The organism is Streptomyces sp. NPDC058457 (assembly GCF_042720695.1).
Taxonomy (GTDB): Bacteria; Actinomycetota; Actinomycetes; order Streptomycetales; family Streptomycetaceae; genus Streptomyces.
The window spans coordinates 48,304-66,669 of sequence record NZ_JBHXLU010000035.1; the positions used below are offsets into that span (position 1 = coordinate 48,304).

Below are 18,366 nucleotides of genomic sequence, written 5' to 3' on the forward strand. Positions count from 1 at the left end.
GGCGCACGCTGGTGGCATGAGCGTTCATGAGAGCCCCACGCTCATCATGTCCGTGCAGCGTGCCTTCCGGCTGCTGGAAGCGGTGAGCGCGCACGAGAACGGCGCGCCCGCGAAGCAGCTGGCACGTGAGACGGGGCTGCCCCTGGCCACCGCCTATCACCTGCTGCGGACGATGGTCCACGACGGGTACCTGCGGAAGCTGGCCGACGGCGGCTTCGTCCTCGGTGAGAAGCTGCAGACGCTGCACACCACGGGTCACACCCAGGCGCTGCTCAGCCGGGTCCGGCCGACGCTCGCCGCGCTCCGTGACGAGCTGGTCACCGCCACCTACCTCACGTTCTACGAGGAGGGCGAGATCAGCGTCGCCGAGATCGTCGACGGGCCTCGCGCGCCCCGGGTCGACCTCTGGGTGGGATTCGAGGACGCGGGGCACGCCACCGCGCTGGGCAAGTCCGTACTGCGCGAGCTGGACGAGGAGTCCCGCCGCGACTACCTCTCCCGGCACGATCTCGCCGACCTGACGCCGCGGACCATCACCAGTCTCCCGGAGCTGCTCCGGAACCTCGACGCCTCCCCCATGGCACCGGCCGTCACGGATCTCGAGGAGTACTCACTCGGTACGGTGTGTGTCGCCGTGCCCATCTACCGCGGCGACGTCCTCGGCTCGCTCGGCGTCTCCCTCCCCGCGGAACGGCTCTCCCGGCTCCCGGAGGTCAGGGCCCGGCTGATCCCGGTCGCGGACCGCGTGACCAGGGGCCTGTCGCTCACTATCTGAAATCCCGCTCCTTGTGGCTTGTTGGCCGAACCCCTTTCCTGGATGAAACGGATAAGTCGGGCTTAAGGCTCGTACGGGTGAGGATTGCGGAAGAGACATGAGGCAGGCGCGAGACCATGATGGCAACCACTGGCCGTTGCGGCCGCTCCGGAAACCGGTGACCGGTTTCGGCGCGCCGGTCCCCAGGCGTGCCGCCTCACAGCTGGCCGCGGGAATGCCCGTGGTGCCGGTTCTGATCGTCTCCGGCATCGCGCTCGCCGACGTCTTCGCCGGCTCCGGGATGTTCTGGCTGCCGTTGCTGGCGGCCGGGCCGGCGCTGGCCGCGAGCACCAACGGTCCCCGGGGCGTCCTGTTCGTGGGACTCCTCGCCGCGGTGCTGGGCGCGACCCTGGGGGTCGGCGAGGCGGGTCCGGGGCGTGAACTGGCGGCCGTGCTCTCGGCACTGCTCGCCGTCACCCTGGCGAGCGCCCTGGCCAGCGCCCTGCGCGGTCGCCGGGAACGGGTGCTCGCCGCCGTCCGCTCGGTGGCGGAGGCCGCCCAGCACGCGGTTCTCAAGCCCATCCCGGAGACCGTCGGCCCGTTCCGGGTCGCGGTCCGCTACAGCGCCGCGGCGGCGGAGGCCCGCATCGGCGGTGACCTCTACGCACTGGTACCCACCCCGCACGGGGTGCGGCTGATCGTCGGCGACGTACGCGGCAAGGGGCTGCCGGCCGTGGAGATCGCCGCGCTCGTCCTCGGTGTCTTCCGCGAGGCCGCCTATGACGAGCCCGATCTCCTCGCCGTCGTCGGCAGGATCGAGCGGAGCCTCGCCCGTAACCTCGGGTCCGACGACTTCGTCACCGCGGTGGTCGTCGGACACCCCCGTGCAGGGCAGCTCGAGATGGTCAACTGCGGACACGCCTCGCCCCTGCTCATACCCGCGTCAGGAGGCGTCGTCGCGGTCGAGGCCACCCGTCCGGCTCCGCCCCTCGGCCTGCGCGCCCTGGTCGGCGAGCCCCCCTGCCTGGAGATCCTGCCCTTCTCCGACGGTGATCAGCTGCTGCTCTACACCGACGGGGTCATCGAGGCCCGTGACCGCGCCCGCGAGTTCTACCCGCTGGCCGAAAGGGTGGCCCGTCATCTGTCCGACGAGCCGGAGCACATCCTCTCCGCGGTCCATGACGAACTGCTGGCACACGTGGGCGGCCGGCTGCACGACGACGCGGCGCTGCTCCTGCTCCAGATGCAGGCCGTGGGCGAACCGGAGCCGTCCGCATCGGAGGCGCGGGGACCGGCCGTCCCGGAATCTGCATCGGGACGTGGACCGGAATCGGAGTCGACATCGGGACCGGAATCGGGACCTGGGCCGGAAGGACATGACGGCCGCGGGACCGTCTCCGTGGTGTCGCGCAGCTGCTCCGCCGCCGTCGGCGCGGACGGTGGCAGGCGCTGGTCGGCCCAGCGGACGGACGCCGCGTTCTCCTCGGGACCCGGTCGCTGACGGGAAGGGGAAGCCACACGGGCTCCCGTCCGCTCACACCGCGACGAGATCCGCCCACCGGGTGACAGCGCCGGGACGCATGTGGATGCCGTACCGGGTCGCCAGCGCGTGGACGATCCCCTCGCCCCGGCCGTGCTCGTCCGGGTCGATCCCCGCGGGCGGCTGTCCCGCCGTACGCGCGGGACCCGCGTCGGTGACCTCGATGCGCAGGGTGCCGAGTCCGGCGTCCCGCATCCACGAAAGCCGCAGCACCGCCGGGGGCAGGGCATGCACGATCGCGTTGGTGAGCAGTTCGGACACCACCAGCAGCGCGTCCTCGACGACGTCCGGGGACACCTTCCAGGCGGCCAGGACCGCGGCCGCCCGTCGACGTACGTCCGGTACGGCACCGGCGACGGGCGGCATCGGGAAGACGTATTCGCTTGCCCCCCGCACCCGCGTGTTGAGCTGTACCGGCATCTCGTGTCTCCAGGGTGAGGGCCACGGGCCCCGCATCACGAGCCTCGGCACGGTGCCGGGCCTGCTAGCACGCTAAGGAGCCGCGCCCGGTCGGTCAATGAACGTCGGTCGGCATTACCGAACGGGGCCTCCGATGCCGGCACCGCGGCGCCCTGCCGCACGTACGGCAGACCTTCCGAGACGGTAATAGGCTCGATTCATGACCGGTCCGGTCCAGTCCATCGAACGGGCGGCCGCGATTCTGCGCCTGCTGGCCGGTGGGCCCCGCCGACTCGGGCTCGGAGAGGTGGCGGCCTCCCTCGGGCTGGCCAAGGGCACCGCCCACGGCATTCTGCGCACGCTTCAGCACGTGGATTTCGTGGAGCAGGACGCGGCGACCGGCAAGTACCAGCTCGGAGCCGCCCTGCTGCATCTGGGCACGAGTTATCTCGACGTCAACGAGCTGCGGTCCCGGTCCATCAACTGGGCCGACGCCCTGGCCGCCCGCAGCGGGGAGGCGGTGCGCCTGGGCACCCCGCTGGAAGGCATGGTCCTGGTCGTCCACCACGTGTTCCGGCCGGACGACACGCTCCAGACCCTGGACGTGGGCGCGCTGCTGCCGCTGCACGCCTCCTCGCTGGGCAAGGTGCTGCTGGCATACGGGACCGCGCCCTTCGAGTCCGCCCTGGATTCGGGCCTCGAGGCGTACACCAGGCACACCCTGGTCACCCAGGAGCAGCTCACCCGGGCGCTCGCGGAGGTCCGGGAGGTGGGCTGGGCCGCCGAGATACAGGAAATGAGCATGGGCGAGGCCGGGCTCGCGGTGCCGATCCGCGGGCACGGCGGTCTGGTCGTCGGTGCCATCGGGCTGTCCGGCCCGGTAGAGCGGGTCTGTGACAGTCAGGGCCACCCCCGGCCCACCCTGATCACGCTGATCCGGGAGGCCGCCCGGGCGATCTCCAGAGACCTGGGCGCCGCCCGCTGGTGAACCCCCTGGCCCCGCGCCCCCTCCGCGACCCATCGGAAGGCGGACCCGATCATGGTGGAACGGTATGTGATGTCCATCGATCAGGGCACCAATTCCACACGATGCATCCTGTTCGACCGGGGCGGCCGGCTGGTGTCCGTCGCGCAGCGCGAGCACCAGCAGCACTTCCCCAGGCCCGGCTGGGTCGAGCACGACGCCGTCGAGATCTGGCAGAACCTGCGACGTGTGGTGTCCGAGGCCCTGTCCGGATCCGGTACGGCCGTCGACGCGGCACAGGTCGCCGCCATCGGCCTGGCCAACCAGCGGGAGACGACCGTGCTCTGGGACCGCCGTACGGGCACCCCGCTGGGCCGGGCGCTCGTCTGGCAGGACACGCGCACGGCGCCGCTGGTCGAGGAGCTCAGGGAACGGCCCGGAGAGGAGTTCTTCCTCGACCGGTGCGGGCTGCCGCCCTCCACCTACTTCTCGGCACTGCGGCTCCGCTGGCTGTTCGACCACGTCAAGGGCCTGGAACAGCGCGCGAAGGACGGGGAGGTGCTGTTCGGCACGATGGAGAGCTGGCTGATCTGGAACCTCACCGGCGGTGCCGACGGCGGACTGCACATCACCGACGCCACCAACGCCAGCCGCACCATGCTGATGAACATCCACACGCTCGCCTGGGACGAGGAACTCCTGGCGTTCTTCGGCGTCCCCCGCCCGATGCTGCCCCAGATCCGGTCCAACGCGGAGACCTACGGCGAGGCCGTCGCGCTGCTTCCCGGCGTGCCCATCACCGCCGCACTCGGCGACCAGCAGGCGGCGCTCTTCGGCCAGACCTGCTTCTCCCCGGGCGAAGCCAAGTGCACCTACGGAACTGGCAGCTTTCTGCTGCTCAACACCGGTACCGATGTCATCCGGTCCCGGCACGGACTGCTCACCACGGTCGCCTACAAGATCGGGGACCGGGCACCCGTCTACGCCCTGGAAGGGTCGATAGCCGTCACCGGCGCACTGGTCCAGTGGTTCCGCGACCGCCTGGGACTGATCAACAGCGCGCCGGAGATCGAGACACTCGCGCGGACCGTCGAGGACAACGGCGGCTGCTACATCGTCCCCGCCTTCTCCGGCCTGTTCGCCCCCCGCTGGCGCAGCGACGCACGCGGCGTCATCGTCGGCCTCACCTCCTACATCACCAGCGGGCACCTGGCCCGGGCCGTCCTGGAGGCCACGGGCTGGCAGACGCGTGAGGTCGTCGACGCCATGAACGCCGACTCCTCGGTGCCGCTGAAGGAGCTGAAGGTGGACGGCGGCATGACGGCGGACAACCTGCTCATGCAGTTCGTCGCCGACGTGCTCGACGTGCCCGTCGTACGGCCCATGGTCTCCGAGACGGTCTCCCTGGGGGCCGGGTACGCCGCCGGGCTCGCCGCGGGCTACTGGCCGGACCTCGAGGTCCTGCGCCGCAACTGGCATCCGGCCGCCCGATGGCTGCCGGGAATGGACCCCGGCCACCGGGAGGCGGAGTACGACAACTGGCAGCGGGCCGTAGAACGGTCGCTGGGCTGGATAAGACGGCCCGGCTCTCCCTGAGCACCGACTTCGGCGGGGGCCGCCGGGTCGGGAAACGCGGCGTGTTGCGGCTGGTGCGTACGGAAACCCGCGGAGGGCCCTGGGGCGAATTTCCTTTCCACTATCTGTTTTTCGCCGCCCGGTTATCGCGTCTCCTTTCCGTGTTCTGTCCGCTTCCCTTCGGCCTTATGTTGGCACGGTGGAAGCCGGTCGTGACGGCCCTTAACGTTCTTTCGTGGGCGCTTTCGTGCAGAAGAAGCGCGCGAAGGGCGAAGGGGGAACATGTCAGTATTTCCGTCCAGTGAAATGGCCGTGAAGGTCTTCAGCGGTTTGTTCGCCGCATTGCTGGAGGACGACGATTTCGTGGCGCGGGCCCGGCAGGAGGGTCTGTCCGTCCGGCTCGTCCACACGAAGCCCGACTGCGAGATCTTCGTGGCACCGCAGGGCGTCCGCATCGGCGAGGAGCAGGCGGGTCCGGCGGCGATCACCCTCCGGATGTCCTGCGACACCGCCCACGCGCTGTGGATGGGGCAGCTCATGGTGCCCGTCGCCATCGCCACCGGCCGGCTCCGGATCCGCGGCAAGGTCGCCAAGGTGCTGGAACTGGTGCCGATGCTGCGCCCCGCGTTCGACCGGTACCCCGAGATCGCGGCCGCCGCCGGCATCGCCGCGTGAACCGCTGCCGGGCGGCCCGTCCCGAACACCGCACCCACGCACAAGGAGTGACACCTCACGTGAACACCGCTCTCTCCGAATCCGTGTCCGAGGCCGCGCTGAACTTCGACGTCCTGCCGAACGGCGTCGAGCAGTTCAGGGAGGCCGCGCAGGAATTCGCCCGGAACGTCGTGAAACCCCGCGTCCAGGAACTCGACCAGAAACCTGCGGCGCATTTCGACTGGGACCTCGTCGGCCAGGGCCACCGGATCGGTCTCACCCGCGCGGCGATTCCCAAGGAGTACGGCGGCCTGGGGGTGGGGATGCTGGGCGTCGCCACCGCGCTGGAGGAGGTCGCCGCGGCCTGCCCGGGCACCGCACTGATCTTCGGGGCCACCCTGCTCGGCCAGGCGCCGATCCTGCTCTCCGGTGATCCGCGCCTGCAGGCCCGCTTCCTGCCCCTGTTCTCCGGCGACGAACCGGTCCTCGCCTGCAACGCCGTCACCGAGGAGGACGCGGGCTGCGACCTCATCATCCCCGGCCAGGCCGAGCACGCGCGCAACGTCACCACCGCCCGCAGGGACGGCGACGGCTACGTGCTGACGGGCCGCAAGCGGTTCATCACCAACGCGAAGGTCGCCGCGTTCGCCTCCGTGTTCGCCAACATGGCGGGCAGCCCGGGGGCGACCGGGCTCACCTCCTTCATCGTCCCCCTCGACCTTCCCGGTGTGGTCCGCGGGCCCGTCGCGGACAAGATGGGATACCGCGCCTGCCTGGGCAGCGAGCTGGAGTTCCACGACGTCCGGGTGCCCGCCGAGTACATGATCGGCGCGGAGGGCGAGGGCATGGCCATCAACATGGCGCAGAGCAACATGGCGCGCGCCGCGGTGGCCGGCATCTCCACGGGGGTGGCGCGCAGCGCCCTGGAACAGGCGATCGCCTGGTGCGGTGAACGGGTCCAGGGCGGCCGTCACCTCAAGGACCAGCAGTTCACGGCGGCGAAGCTGGCCGGCATGGCCGCCAAGGTCGACGCCGCCCGCATGCTGTACCTGCGTGCGGCGGACAAGGTCGACAACGAGCTGCCGCCGCCGGTCTACGAACCGGCCGCGGCCAAGCTGTTCGCGGACCGGACCGCGATCGACGTGGCGGAGACGGCCCTCTCCCTGCTCGGCGCGCGCGGCTATCTGCGCTCGTACGGCGTGGAGAAGATGATGCGGGACGCGCTGGGCACCCGGATCTACGAGGGCACCCCCGAGGTCCTGGCACTCGCCATCACCGACAGCCTCTACGCCGAGAAGGACGAGTGGTGAGCGCCGCCGGCCGAGCCGCCGGCCCCGCCTTACGCGGCACCTTCACCCCGGAGCCCGCCGGCAACGGGGACCCCCGCGCCCGGCGCTACGCCCGGGACATCATCAGGCTCCACGACCGGCTCAGCTACCGGCGGCTGCCCACGGAGTTCAGGGGCGCCCCGCTCTCCCTCGTCGAGGACCCGCACGGCGCGCTGGTCACCGTCACGGGCCGCGACAGCCAGTTCCCCTCCCGCTACCTCAAGGGCATGCTGGGGTTCCGCCTCGCCCAGTACCTCCGGCTGGACTGGATCTCCGCCGCCGCGGTCCACCGCACCGCCGCGTTCCACGAACCACTGCCGCACTCGCCCGTGGAGAACATCCACACCGTCACCCTGTGCGCCCGCTCCGGAAAGATCCGCGGCTATGTGGGGCTGGCCTGCTCGGCCGACACCGAGAGCCTGCCGCTGGACTCCGCGTGCCGTACCCCGTTCCCGACGGAGGCGGCGCACGGCATCGACCTGCTGGGCCGGTACGCACGGCCCGGCCTGGGCACCCACCAGGCCTTCGAGTTCAAACGGTTCCTGCGGGACCAGACGATGCCACGGGACGAGCAGCACACCCGCGTCCCCTGGCACCTCATGCTCGGCATCGGCGAGGCGCTGCTCGAACTGGGCGACGACGTGCGCGTCGTGCTGGGCGACGCCAAGGAGCACGTCGCCCTGCGCCATCTGCGGTTGGTCGGCTTCGACCTGCACGTCGTCGAGGGCACGTCGCCGTACCTCGCCGAATCGGATCCCATGGCGCCGATCTACCGGCAGACGGTCGTGGCCAAGCCGTTCGTCGCCCCGGTGCCCGCGGACATGACCTGGTACCGCGACGTGGTCCGCTCCTACCTCGACGGAACGAGCGACCTGGCCTCGTGGCAGGCCGTGATCACCACGCTGGCCGCACGCAGGAGGCGTACGGGACAGCGTCCCGATCCCGCACGAGGAGGGGTTCGCAGGTGACGAAAGGCGACAGGGAGCCGAAGTCCGAGACGGCCGGAGGACCCGCGGCGAAAGCCGGGTTCTACGCCGAACTGACCGCCCGCAACGCCGGAGTGGTGCCCGGGGCCGACCAGTGGGCGCTGCGCACGGCCACCGTCCTGGTGGCCGGCTGCGGGTCGATCGGAGGTGCCGCCGTCGAACCACTGACACGGCTCGGCCTGCAGAAGTTCGTCCTCGCCGACCCGGGGACGTACGAACTCAACAATCTCAACCGGCAGTCGGCGACCGTCGCCGACCTCGACCGGAACAAGGCCTCACTGGCCGGGGACCGGGTAAGGGCGATCAACCCCCATGCCTCGGTGGAGGTCTTCACCGAAGGGGTCACCCCGGGGACCGTCGAGAAGCTGACGGCCTCCTGCCAGGTGATCATCGACGGGGTGGACGTCACGACCCCCGAGGGGTGGCGGGCCAAGCTCCTGCTGCACCGCCACGCCGTGCGGCGCCGGCTGCCCCTGATCACCGGCTGGGACATGGCAGGCACCCAGTACGTCCGCTGCTACGACTACCGCCACATCCGCGAGCCGTTCGCGGGGGCCATCGGCCCGCACCACACGGACCGTTACGACATGTGGGAACTGCTGCGCCGGGCCGTGCCGTTGCGGCACGTGCCGACCGACATGCTGGCCGAGATCCGCGCCAACCACGCCCGGACCGACTACAGCTTTCCGCAGGTCGCCTACACGGCGATGGCGTTCGGCGTGATCAGCTCCCACATGGTGGTACGGCTGCTGGCCGGGCAGCGGGTGCGGCCCGAGGTCCGTCTCGATGTGCACCAGAAGACCAGGCCGCTGGGGGAGCAGTGGCGTACCCGGGCGCGCCGGCCGGTGGAACTGGGGGCACTGCTGCCGGAACTCCTGCGGCTGGCCCGTCGTGCCGGTGCGGACCGGACCCCGCCGGCCGCGGTGGACCGCGACGCGTCCTGACCCCCGGCACCGAAGCTCCGACTCCCGGCCGCGCGGCCACCGGCGACGAACCGGGTGAGAACGCGCGGCCGCATGACGCAGGCGGGGCGGGCCATGCCGCCCGCGCCCGCGCAGCCATTCCGACCACGGAGGTGGACATGAGTGTTCGGCAACGGAACGTGCTGTGGACGTTCCTCTGCTGTGGCCTGGGCGTGGCCATGGTGTCGCTCGACAACCTCGTCGTCATCACGGCCCTGCCGTCGATCCGCGGGGACCTCGGCGGGAGCATCCAGCAACTGGAGTGGACCGTCAACGCCTACACCCTCACCTATTCGGTGCTGATGCTGACCGGTGCGGCCCTCGGGGACAGGTTCGGCCGGCGGCGGATGTTCGGCATCGGAATGGGCGTCTTCGTCACCGCGTCGGCCGCAGCCGCGCTGGCCCCCGGCATCGGCGCCCTGATCGCCGCGCGCGCCGTGCAGGGCCTGGGCGCCGCGCTGTTGATGCCGCTGAACCTGACGATCCTCACGGACGCGGCGCCCGTACGGCGACGCGGTGCCCTGCTGGGCGCGATGAGCGCCGTGGAGGGCGTCGCGATCGCCATGGGCCCGCTCCTCGGCGGCGCGGTGGTGGAGCACCTGAGCTGGCAGTGGATCTTCTGGATCAACGTGCCGATCGGCGCGGTGGTGCTGCCGGTCGCCCGGTGGAAGCTCGCCGAGAGCCACGGCCCCAGCCCCCGCCTGGACCTGGTCGGCACGGTGCTGGCCAGTACCGGCCTCTTCGGGATCGTCTTCGGCATCATCAACGGTCACGCGGACCACTGGACCAGCGCGCGCGTCCTGCTGTCGCTGGCGGGCGGTGCGGCCCTCCTGACCGCCTTCGTCCGCTGGGAGCAGCGTGCCGAACATCCCATGTTCCCGCTGAAGTTGTTCCGCCACCGGACGTTCAGTGCGATGAACGTCGCCGGGCTGCTGATGTTCGCCGGCATGTTCGGGTCGGTCTTCCTGCTCACCCAGTTCCTCCAGGGGCCGCGCGGCTACACGCCCCTGGAGGCGGGTCTGCGGATCCTCCCGTGGACCGCGGTGCCCATTTTCGTGGCCCCGTTGGTGGGCCTGGTCTCCGACCGCGTCGGCGGCCGGACCATCGTCGCGCTCGGCCTGGCCTTCCAGGCCCTCGGACTGGGGTGGATCGCCGCCCGTGTCTCGCCCGGGGTCCCCTACCCGTCGCTGATTCCCGCACTGATCCTGTGCGGCCTGGGAATGACCTTCTACTTCTCGCCCACCGCGAACATGGTGATGAGCGCGGTCGACGCGGGGGAGCGGGGCATGGCCTCCGGGGCGATCAGCGCGCTGCGCGAACTCGGCGGTGTGCTCGGCATCGCGGTGCTCGCCTCGGTGTTCTCCGCGCACGGCGACCTGACGACGGCGGACCGGTTCACGGACGGCATGGTTCCGGCGGTGTGGACCGGCGTGGCCCTGATCGCCTGCGGGGCACTGGCGGTCCTGCTGGTACCACGGCACCCCCGCGACGGCCGCTCCGCCGGCCCCGAACCGGCCGTGCCGGGGTGCGTGGGAGACCTGGTGTGACGACAGGCCCGCCACCGGCATGTCCGGCTGGAGGGCACGGGAGGGGAGGGGACAGCGATGAACTCACCGATCCGGGTCCTGCTGGTGGACGACCGGTCCATCGCCCGCACCGGAATCCGGTCCGTCCTCGACGAGGACGGCGGTATCGAGGTGGTCGGCGAGGTGTCCGACCGTGCGAGCGCGGTGGGGAAGGCCCGCGAACTCCGACCGCATCTGCTGCTTGCCGGCGCCCTTGCGGGCCCGGCCGACGCTGTGGAACTGGTCGACGAACTGTCCGAGTGCTGCGGCGGCAGCGGGCCCGGCGTCCTGCTCATGGCCCACGAGGGAAGCCCGGGTGCGCGGCGCGCCCTGCGGGCCGGAGTGCACGGAGTCGTACTCCACCGAGTCACCCCGGAACAGTTGCTCTCCGCCATTCACGTCGTGGCGGCCGGGTACCGGATCTTCTTCGACGAGGAGGGCCCTGCGGCGGGCTGCGGCGGCCGGTTTCCCGAGGCCGCGGAATTCCCTGGCGTCCCGGCGGCGGGGGCGGCGGGAATCGGGTCGCTGACCCGGCGGGAGAGGGAGGTGTTCGGGCTGCTGGCCCAGGGGCTGAGCAATACGGAGATCTCCGCGGAGCTGGTGCTGAGCGAAAACACCGTGAAATCCCATGTGCAACGGCTGCTGGAAAAACTCGGCCTGCGCAACCGCGTGCACGCGGTCATCCACGCCTATCGGACGGGCCTCATGGCGCCGCCCGGCCCGGAGCCCGTACGGCAGCGGACCGGCGACCACGCTCCGGGGGCGCTCCAGTGAGCCTGCGGTGCTCCGCGCGAGCCCTGTTGAGCGCATGGCGCTCAACAGGGCTCGTTTCGTTGGCTGTTGTGAAGATCAGTCGCTCGATTCGAGGAGATATCCGCGTCCGTTGGCGGTCCTGACGCGCAGCCCGAGGGAGACCACCTTGCGGCGGATTCTCATGATGTGCAGGTCCAGGGCGTTCTGGCTGGCCGTGCCGCGCCGCGCGTGGAGCAGGGCGATCAGCTCGTGCCGGGCCACGAGGGTGCCGAACCGCTCGACCAGCGGCTGCAGCAGGTTCATCTGGGTCGCCGACACGGGTACCATCCGGCTGCCGTACCGGAGCAGCCCGTCCTGGTCGAGGACCGGGATCCGGTGTGTGCCGGCTCTGGCCCGGAGTGCCGCGACCCGGGCGGCGAAGTCGGCGCGGCTGACCGGCGCCCGGATCCAGTCCTCCCGCGAGTCGCTCGGTACCGGCGGGGTCGCGCCGTTCTCCACCACGAGGAGCCGGAGGGTTCCCCGGCGCCGCAACTGCTCCAGTTCCTGCACCTCGACCGGCCAGCGCAGGACACGTACGTCCTGGGTGGCTGAGAATAACTGCCCCTCACTGTATTGAGGCACGAATTGACTTCCCCTTTCGGATGGATGGAATAATGCGGGCCCTGTTGGCTTCGCTCCCCCTGCGGCATTACTACCTCACTATGCAGTGGGTCCAAGCATCGCTGCAACAACTGCATTAGAGTGGGCGCCGCCTGGCTATCTGCATAAAATAAGACAGGTGGCGGGCTGTTAATCATCCTAATGGTCCTTTGTGGGGCCCCTTGACCTGCCCCGATCTCGTGAAAAAGAGTGAAGCGCCGGACCCTTTCGGGCGAGTAGATTTCTCCGGGCGGATGCGTTCAAGAATGCGGTCGATATTCGAAGGTGCCGGGAAAGGCATGGAAAACGCCGAAGATATTCTCACTGCCGGGGAATTGCTTATCGCCATCATGGCGCTGGTGACGGCCGGACTTCCCCGGGCGTCCCGGGAGACGCCGGGGGACCTCCCGCCGGCGACACAAGGCAAGAGACAGGAACACCGCGCGGAAGGAACCCGTCATGCTGCCCGCGACCACTGAAGTGAACCGGCCCCAGGCCGGCCGGCGCTCACCCCCGAGTACCGATGTGCTGGTGACGGGTCTCGGAGTGACCACCCCGCTCGGCGGTGACGTTCCGTCCAGTTGGGCGGCGCTGCTGTCCGGCCGGTCCGGCGTGTCCCGGCTGGACACCCCCTGGGCCGAACAGCTGCCCGTCCGTATCGCCGGAGGCATGTGCGAGGACCCCGCCGCCCGGCTGGACCGGATCCAGCGGCGGCGGCTGGACCGCAGTCAGGCGGCCGCGGTGGTGGCGGCCCGGGAGGCGTGGACCGACGCCGGCGAGCCGCAGGTCGAGGCCGAACGGCTCGCGGTGGTCGTGGGGACCGGCATCGGCGGCGGGCTCACCCTCCTCGAACAGGACGACCGGCTCGAGAAACGGGGCCCACGCGCCATCTCCCCGTACACCGTGCCCATGCTGATGCCCAACGGCAGTGCCGCGGCGGTCGGACTGCTGCTGGGAGCCCGGGCGGGCACGCACGCCCCGACCAGCGCCTGCGCGTCCGGCGCGGAGGCACTGGCGGTCGGCACGCTGCTGATCCGCTCCGGCCGAGCCGACGTGGTCGTCGCGGGCGGAACGGACGCCTGCCTGCACCCGCTGGCACTCGGCGCGTTCGCCCGGATGCGCGCCCTCTCCCTGCGCAACGACGCCCCGGACCTGGCGTCCCGGCCGTTCGACCGGGAACGCGACGGGTTCGTCATGTCCGAGGGGGCCGGCATGGTCGTACTGGAGCGCGCCGACTTCGCGCGGAGCCGCGGCGCGCACGTGCACGCGACCCTGTCGGGCGCGGGTGTCACGTCCGACGCGTACGACGTGACGCTCCCCGCCGTGGAGGGCCAGACGCGGGCCATCGGGGCGGCGCTGCGGGACGCCGGTCTCACCGGGGCCGACATCGACCATGTGAACGCGCATGCCACCGGCACGCCCGTGGGCGACGTCACCGAGGCCAGGGCCGTACGGGAGGCCGTGGGCCCGCATCCGGCGGTCACCGCCTGCAAGTCGGCCACCGGCCATCTCCTGGGCGCCTCCGGCGCGGTCGAGGCCGTGTTCACCGTCCTCACCCTGGTGCACGGTATGGTCCCGCCGGTCCGCAACCTGGAGAAGCCGTCGGACGGGATCGAGCTGGACCTGGTGTCCGGCGGACCGCGCCGGGCACCCGTCCGGGCGGCCCTGTCCACCTCGTTCGGATTCGGGGGACACAACGTGGTCCTCGCCTTCACGAGGTAGCGCACGGGGGAGCCCGCCGTGGACGCCCCGCCCGGGCGGGCCGCGGCTATCGGGCGGCGGCCCGGTCCCGGCAGGACGCCAGAAGGCGTGCGACGGCGGCCGGATGGGTGAGCTGGGGGCAGTGCCCCGCGGCCTCGATCACCGTGACCGGCGTGTCCACGGGCTCGGCCAGCGGATCCGCGGACCCGACGACGATGTCCACGGGCATCCGCAACTCCCGCAGGACACGGCGCAGTTCGGCACGCTGCCGGTGGGCGTCGCGCACGGCGGCGACCACCCGGCGTGACGTCCCCGCACGCCGCAGGTCCAGCGCGAGGGCGTCCAGGCCGGGCCCTTCGGGCAGGCCGAGCGAACGGGCCAGGCGGGCGGCGGGAGCCGCGCGCAGCAGCGGTACGCCCAGGGGCGAGCGCAGCGACGCGGCGGACGGCCGCTGGAGGAAGGCCGGCGCGACCAGCACGAGGGCCGCGAACCGGTCGGGCCGGGCCGCGGCGCAGCGCAGTGCGGGGCCGCACGCGAGCGAGTGCGCCACGAGCACCGGCCGGGTCTCCACCGGGCGCAGCAGGTCGCCGAGCCAGTCGTCGAGAGTTCCCTCGCCCGCTCCCGACCTGCCGAAGCCCGGCAGGTCGGGAGCGAGGGCGGGCGCCTCCAGGTGGTCCGCCGTCCCCGCCCAGGCGTCGGCACTCAGCAGGAGTCCGTGCAGCAGCACGTATCCGGGGCGCCGCCGCTCTCCCGTCACCCAGGTACGGGTACCCGCCACGCTGTGGAAGCCGTAGGGCCTGCGGGACCGGGCGGAGCGGCCGAAGCGGGTGGCGACCAGGTCGTCGGCCCACTGGCGCAGCGCCGCCTGCACCGGCGCCATGGACAGTCCGTGCGCCGCGGACAGGGCACGGGCGGAGGCCGTGTCGTAGCGGTCGGCCGACAGGAACGACAAGGTTTCGGGATCCGCCCTGGTGATCGCGCGGGGCAGCCTGCGCAGCAGGCCCACCGGGATCGAGCGGCGAGGAGGGCGCACCCCCATGTGCTCCGCGAGCAGGTCGACCAGCGCCGGCAGTTCGGGGGTCGAGTCGTCCAGCACCCAGTAGGTGCGGCCCGCGCTTCCGGGGTCCTGCGGAAGAGCGGCCAGGAACCGGACGAAGTGGTCCAGCGTCACGACCGGCAGGAAGATGCCGGGACCGCCGGGCAGGGCCCGCAGCCGGCCCTGCCACAGACCGGAGACCACCTCGGCCAGGCCGAGGTACTGTCCCGGCCCGATCACCGTACTGGGATTGGCGATGCTCAGCGGTACCCCGAGCTCGCGGGCGCGCTCCCGCACCGCGGTGTCGCCCTCCTGCTTCGACGCCTCGTACGCACCCTGCCGCCGGTAGTCCGGCGGCCGCCCGTCCGCGGCGGCGGCCATGCGGTAGCCGCTGATGTGGACCACCCTCCGCAGCTCCGGGAGGCTCGCCGCCCACTCGACCACGTGTACGGCGCCCGTCACGTTGACCGCCCGTGCCTCCGTCGCCGTGATGCCGAACGCGAAGCGCGCGGCGGTGTTGTAGACATCGCGGATCCCGGGCAGCCCGTCCTCGGGAAGCCCGAGACCGGGGGCGGTGATGTCGGCCCTGACCACCGTCAGGGCGGTACGGTCGACCCCCTGTCCGTCGAGCCACGCCGTCAGCCCGTCGCCGGAACCGCGCACGGCGGCCGCCACCCGGTGGCCCCCGCGCAGGAGTTCCGCCACGAGGGAGCGGCCGATGAAGCCCCCGGCGCCGAAGACGATCGAGTCCGAGAGCATGCTGTCTCCTTGCCCGGGCCGGAATGCCGTGTCAGCGCTCCGGGAACCGGACCGGGGCCCCGCCCGCGGAGCGGCTCTCACCGTACCGAAACACCGGGGGCGAAGCGGACGAACCATGCCCGCACCGCACGATCGGGACGATGTGCTCGTGAGCGCAAGCCGTTCTCGCGGCACGTGAGCTCAGCACGTGAGCTCAGTATGTGAGCTCAGCACGTGTGTTGAGCGCATGTGTTGATCGCATGTGTTGAGCTCACGTGTTCAGACGGCGGGTTCGGCCGATGCCGTGGCGGCCGCCCGGGCGGCGGTCACGACGCGTCCGCGGTCGGATCCCGGGAAACGGTCCAGCATGGCCCGCAGTTCCTCGGCGCCGACGTACGCGCCGAACGGCTCGGTGCCCGGCTCCAGCCGTATCCCTTCGGCGAGCGGGCCCGCCACGACGGGGTCGAAGCCGAGCGCGTCGACGAGGTGTGCGACGGTGGCGAGGCCGTCCGGATCGTCGCCGGCGATCGCGATCGCCCTGCGCCCAGGCGTGCCCGCGGGCCGCGCCCCCTCCTCCAGGTCGTGGTACCCCATGTGGTTGAACGCCTTGATCACCCGCGCTCCGGGCAGGTACGCCTGCACGGTCTGGCTGGAGGAGGTCAGCGGGTCGGTGAGGTCCTCGCGGTCGCCGTCCACCTCCCACCAGTAGTTCATCGCGTCGACGACGAGCTTGCCGCGCAGCGCTTCGGCGGGAATGCCGCGGTACTTGCCGAGGGGCAGGGCCAGGACGACCACGTCCGCCTCCGCCGCGGCCTGCGCGGCGCCGACCGCGACGGCACCGGGGGTGAGGACCTCGACGGTGAGGGCGATCGCGGCGGGGTCGCCGGATCCGGCGATCAGCACGCGGAAGCCGGCCGCCACGGCCAGCCGCGCCAGCACGGTGCCGACCTTCCCGGCCCCCAGGATCCCGACCGTACGCACGCCGGTGGCCTCCTTCTCCGCCTTCTCCGATCCGTTCACGGCGTCAGCCGGCGAGGAGGTCGCGGACCATCGGGATCACCTTGCTGCCGTACAGTTCGACGGCGCGCAGGCGGGCGCTGACAGACTGCGCCCCACCGGTGTAGATGAGGTCGAAGCGGCCGACGCCGAGCGCCTTGACGGCACGGGCGATCTTGCGTGCGACCGTCTCCGGGGAGCCGATGTAGAGGGAGCCGTGCTCGATCTCGGCCTCGTACTCCTCCTTGCGGACCGGCGGCCAGCCCCGCAGCGCACCGATGCGGTCACGGATGACCCGGTAGTGCGGCCAGTGCTGCTCGCGGGCCGCCTCGTCGGTGTCGGCGACGAAGCCCGGCGAGTGCATCCCGACCGGGTGCGCGGTCGTGCCGAACTGGTCGGCGGCGCGCCGGTAGAGGTCGATGTACGGCGCGAAACGCTCCGGGTTGCCGCCGATGATGGCGATCATGAGCGGGAAGCCGTAGCGGGCGGTGCGGATGACCGACTGGGGGGTGCCCCCGACCCCGACCCAGGTGCTGAGCCGGCCCGACTCGGTCTTGGGGAAGACGTCGGCGGCGTCGAGCGGTGCCCGTTTGGTGCCGCTCCAGGTGACGGGCTTCTCCTCCAGCAGCTTGGCGAACAGCTCGATCTTCTCTTCGAACAGCACGTCGTAGTCGCTCAGGTCGTACCCGAAGAGCGGGAACGACTCGGTGAAGGAGCCGCGCCCGAGGATGACCTCGGCCCGGCCGTTCGAGAGCGCGTCCACGGTGGCGAAGCGCTGGAAGACGCGGACCGGGTCGTCGGAGCTCAGCACGGTCACGCCGGAGGCCAGCCGGATGCGGTGGGTACGCGTGGCGATACCGGCGAGGACGGTCTCCGGGGTCGAGATCGCGTACTCCGGGCGGTGGTGCTCACCGAGGGCGATGACGTCGACACCCGTCTCCTCCGCGAGCACGGCCTCGTCGACGACCTGCCGGATGGCCCGCGCGCCGGACACCAGGGCTCCCGAGTCGTCCTGCGGCACATCGCCGAAGGTGTCGAGGCCGAAGACGAGATCGGGTACGGGGTCGGGTGCGGGATCGGACACGGGGGCGGACATGACGGGGCTCCTTCAAGTAGTTGACGTGTCAATCATCGCTCGCATATGATTGACGTGTCAACAAGAGGGAGTGGCGGCACGATGACGGCGCGACGGAAGGAATTCCCCTCCGCTGAGGAACTGCGGATCTGGCGGGACTTCATCGAGACGACGGAAGCGCTCCGCGCCGAGCTCGCGGCACGTCTGCAGCGCGAGAGTGCCCTGTCGCCGGGCGACTACGCCGTGCTCCTGGCCCTGCGCGAGGCGGACGGGCGGCGGCTGCGCTCCTCCGAACTGGCGGCCCGCGTCGGCTGGGAGCGCAGCCGACTCTCGCACCAGATCGGCCGGATGGAACGGCGCGGGCTGATCCGGCGCGAGGAGTGCGTCACCGACAGCCGGGGCGCCGAGGTGGTACTCACCGCCGAGGGCGCGGAGTCGTTCCGGAACGCGTCCCTGCCTCATCTGCGTGCCGTACGGGAGCTGTTCGTGGCAGCCCTCACCCCGGACCAGCTCGCCGCGGCGCAGCAGATCACCACGGCGCTGCGGAACCACTTGACCGCGCTCGACACCTGAGGCCCGCCAGGCGCTCCGCTGGAATTGCCGCGATGCGCCGTCATTCGTCCGACGCGCCGTCGTGGCTGGTCGCGCCCACGCGGCGGAGCCGCATACTGATACAGCCCCGCGCCCCTTTGGGGCGCTGC

General features: G+C 71.5%; 17 protein-coding genes and 1 pseudogene. 13 read left to right on the forward strand and 5 right to left on the reverse strand.

Annotated elements, in window-relative coordinates:
• Positions 1 to 16 precede the first annotated feature (16 nt).
• Positions 17 to 775 (forward strand): IclR family transcriptional regulator, encoded by a 759-nt coding sequence (locus tag ACFWPS_RS26180; RefSeq protein WP_383708606.1) that lies wholly within the window; start codon positions 17 to 19, stop codon positions 773 to 775.
• A gap of 97 nt (positions 776 to 872) precedes the next feature.
• A pseudogene (locus ACFWPS_RS26185) lies at positions 873 to 2,039 on the forward strand (PP2C family protein-serine/threonine phosphatase); the annotation flags it as partial.
• Positions 2,040 to 2,288: 249 nt separating this feature from the next.
• Here the strand turns inward: ACFWPS_RS26185 and ACFWPS_RS26190 are convergent.
• Positions 2,289 to 2,714, reverse strand: a complete 426-nt coding sequence (locus ACFWPS_RS26190) for an ATP-binding protein (RefSeq protein WP_383708607.1) — start codon at positions 2,712 to 2,714, stop codon at positions 2,289 to 2,291.
• A 199-nt stretch (positions 2,715 to 2,913) separates the two neighbouring features.
• Between ACFWPS_RS26190 and ACFWPS_RS26195 the strand changes: the two genes are divergently transcribed.
• The 8 genes from ACFWPS_RS26195 (at position 2,914) to ACFWPS_RS26230 (ending at position 11,501) form a co-directional block, all read left to right on the forward strand.
• The gene (locus ACFWPS_RS26195) at positions 2,914 to 3,681 is read left to right on the forward strand and encodes an IclR family transcriptional regulator (RefSeq protein WP_383708608.1); all 768 of its coding nucleotides are present in this window, start codon (positions 2,914 to 2,916) and stop codon (positions 3,679 to 3,681) included.
• A 51-nt stretch (positions 3,682 to 3,732) separates the two neighbouring features.
• Entirely contained in the window at positions 3,733 to 5,253 is a 1,521-nt protein-coding gene (gene glpK / locus ACFWPS_RS26200; protein WP_383708609.1) for a glycerol kinase GlpK, read from the forward strand.
• A gap of 261 nt (positions 5,254 to 5,514) precedes the next feature.
• Positions 5,515 to 5,907, forward strand: coding sequence for an SCP2 sterol-binding domain-containing protein (locus tag ACFWPS_RS26205; RefSeq protein WP_383708610.1), 393 nt, complete (start codon positions 5,515 to 5,517; stop codon positions 5,905 to 5,907).
• Between the two features lie 59 nt (positions 5,908 to 5,966).
• Positions 5,967 to 7,196 (forward strand): acyl-CoA dehydrogenase family protein, encoded by a 1,230-nt coding sequence (locus ACFWPS_RS26210; protein ID WP_383708611.1) that lies wholly within the window; start codon positions 5,967 to 5,969, stop codon positions 7,194 to 7,196.
• Positions 7,193 to 8,182 (forward strand): hypothetical protein, encoded by a 990-nt coding sequence (locus tag ACFWPS_RS26215; protein ID WP_383708612.1) that lies wholly within the window; start codon positions 7,193 to 7,195, stop codon positions 8,180 to 8,182. Before ACFWPS_RS26210 ends, ACFWPS_RS26215 begins: the two co-directional genes overlap by 4 nt.
• Positions 8,179 to 9,144, forward strand: coding sequence for a HesA/MoeB/ThiF family protein (locus tag ACFWPS_RS26220; RefSeq protein ID WP_383708613.1), 966 nt, complete (start codon positions 8,179 to 8,181; stop codon positions 9,142 to 9,144). The genes ACFWPS_RS26215 and ACFWPS_RS26220 overlap by 4 nt, the downstream gene beginning before the upstream one ends.
• Positions 9,145 to 9,281: 137 nt before the next feature.
• The gene (locus ACFWPS_RS26225; RefSeq protein ID WP_383708614.1) at positions 9,282 to 10,709 is read left to right on the forward strand and encodes an MFS transporter; all 1,428 of its coding nucleotides are present in this window, start codon (positions 9,282 to 9,284) and stop codon (positions 10,707 to 10,709) included.
• Positions 10,710 to 10,766: 57 nt separating this feature from the next.
• Positions 10,767 to 11,501: a LuxR C-terminal-related transcriptional regulator gene (locus ACFWPS_RS26230; RefSeq protein WP_383708615.1), complete on the forward strand. Its 735-nt coding sequence runs from the start codon at positions 10,767 to 10,769 to the stop codon at positions 11,499 to 11,501.
• 75 nt (positions 11,502 to 11,576) lie between these two features.
• On the opposite strand, the gene ACFWPS_RS26235 is transcribed toward ACFWPS_RS26230, so the two are convergent.
• Positions 11,577 to 12,101 carry a helix-turn-helix domain-containing protein gene (locus tag ACFWPS_RS26235; RefSeq protein ID WP_383708616.1) on the reverse strand — a complete coding sequence of 175 codons (525 nt, stop codon included), beginning with the start codon at positions 12,099 to 12,101 and terminating at the stop codon, positions 11,577 to 11,579.
• Between the two features lie 317 nt (positions 12,102 to 12,418).
• Here ACFWPS_RS26235 and ACFWPS_RS26240 point away from each other — a divergent pair, with 317 nt between their 5' ends.
• Positions 12,419 to 12,598, forward strand: a complete 180-nt coding sequence (locus tag ACFWPS_RS26240; protein WP_383708617.1) for a hypothetical protein — start codon at positions 12,419 to 12,421, stop codon at positions 12,596 to 12,598.
• A gap of 52 nt (positions 12,599 to 12,650) precedes the next feature.
• Entirely contained in the window at positions 12,651 to 13,841 is a 1,191-nt protein-coding gene (locus tag ACFWPS_RS26245; RefSeq protein WP_383708618.1) for a beta-ketoacyl-[acyl-carrier-protein] synthase family protein, read from the forward strand.
• A 46-nt stretch (positions 13,842 to 13,887) separates the two neighbouring features.
• On the opposite strand, the gene ACFWPS_RS26250 is transcribed toward ACFWPS_RS26245, so the two are convergent.
• The 3 genes from ACFWPS_RS26250 to ACFWPS_RS26260 all read right to left on the reverse strand — a co-directional run bounded on the left by ACFWPS_RS26250 (position 13,888) and on the right by ACFWPS_RS26260 (position 17,686).
• Positions 13,888 to 15,615, reverse strand: coding sequence for an alpha/beta fold hydrolase (locus tag ACFWPS_RS26250; protein WP_383708619.1), 1,728 nt, complete (start codon positions 15,613 to 15,615; stop codon positions 13,888 to 13,890).
• A gap of 258 nt (positions 15,616 to 15,873) precedes the next feature.
• Entirely contained in the window at positions 15,874 to 16,614 is a 741-nt protein-coding gene (locus ACFWPS_RS26255) for an NADPH-dependent F420 reductase (RefSeq protein ID WP_383708620.1), read from the reverse strand.
• A 4-nt stretch (positions 16,615 to 16,618) separates the two neighbouring features.
• A complete protein-coding gene (locus ACFWPS_RS26260) occupies positions 16,619 to 17,686 on the reverse strand; it encodes an LLM class flavin-dependent oxidoreductase (protein WP_383708621.1) in 1,068 nt (355 codons plus the stop codon).
• Positions 17,687 to 17,767: 81 nt separating this feature from the next.
• Between ACFWPS_RS26260 and ACFWPS_RS26265 the strand changes: the two genes are divergently transcribed.
• Positions 17,768 to 18,238, forward strand: a complete 471-nt coding sequence (locus ACFWPS_RS26265) for a MarR family winged helix-turn-helix transcriptional regulator (RefSeq protein ID WP_383708623.1) — start codon at positions 17,768 to 17,770, stop codon at positions 18,236 to 18,238.
• Positions 18,239 to 18,366: the final 128 nt, after the last annotated feature.

What these genes read in the sequence shown, in the direction of transcription:
- ACFWPS_RS26180 (WP_383708606.1), top strand. Translation starts at nt 17, where the DNA reads ATGAGCGTTCATGAGAGCCCCACGCTCATCATGTCCGTGCAGCGTGCC.
- ACFWPS_RS26240 (WP_383708617.1), top strand. Translation starts at nt 12,419, where the DNA reads ATGGAAAACGCCGAAGATATTCTCACTGCCGGGGAATTGCTTATCGCC.
- ACFWPS_RS26195 (WP_383708608.1), top strand. Translation starts at nt 2,914, where the DNA reads ATGACCGGTCCGGTCCAGTCCATCGAACGGGCGGCCGCGATTCTGCGC.
- ACFWPS_RS26190 (WP_383708607.1), bottom strand. Translation starts at nt 2,714, where the DNA reads ATGCCGGTACAGCTCAACACGCGGGTGCGGGGGGCAAGCGAATACGTC.
- ACFWPS_RS26250 (WP_383708619.1), bottom strand. Translation starts at nt 15,615, where the DNA reads ATGCTCTCGGACTCGATCGTCTTCGGCGCCGGGGGCTTCATCGGCCGC.
- ACFWPS_RS26265 (WP_383708623.1), top strand. Translation starts at nt 17,768, where the DNA reads ATGACGGCGCGACGGAAGGAATTCCCCTCCGCTGAGGAACTGCGGATC.
- glpK (WP_383708609.1), top strand. Translation starts at nt 3,733, where the DNA reads ATGGTGGAACGGTATGTGATGTCCATCGATCAGGGCACCAATTCCACA.
- ACFWPS_RS26205 (WP_383708610.1), top strand. Translation starts at nt 5,515, where the DNA reads ATGTCAGTATTTCCGTCCAGTGAAATGGCCGTGAAGGTCTTCAGCGGT.
- ACFWPS_RS26225 (WP_383708614.1), top strand. Translation starts at nt 9,282, where the DNA reads ATGAGTGTTCGGCAACGGAACGTGCTGTGGACGTTCCTCTGCTGTGGC.
- ACFWPS_RS26260 (WP_383708621.1), bottom strand. Translation starts at nt 17,686, where the DNA reads ATGTCCGCCCCCGTGTCCGATCCCGCACCCGACCCCGTACCCGATCTC.
- ACFWPS_RS26230 (WP_383708615.1), top strand. Translation starts at nt 10,767, where the DNA reads ATGAACTCACCGATCCGGGTCCTGCTGGTGGACGACCGGTCCATCGCC.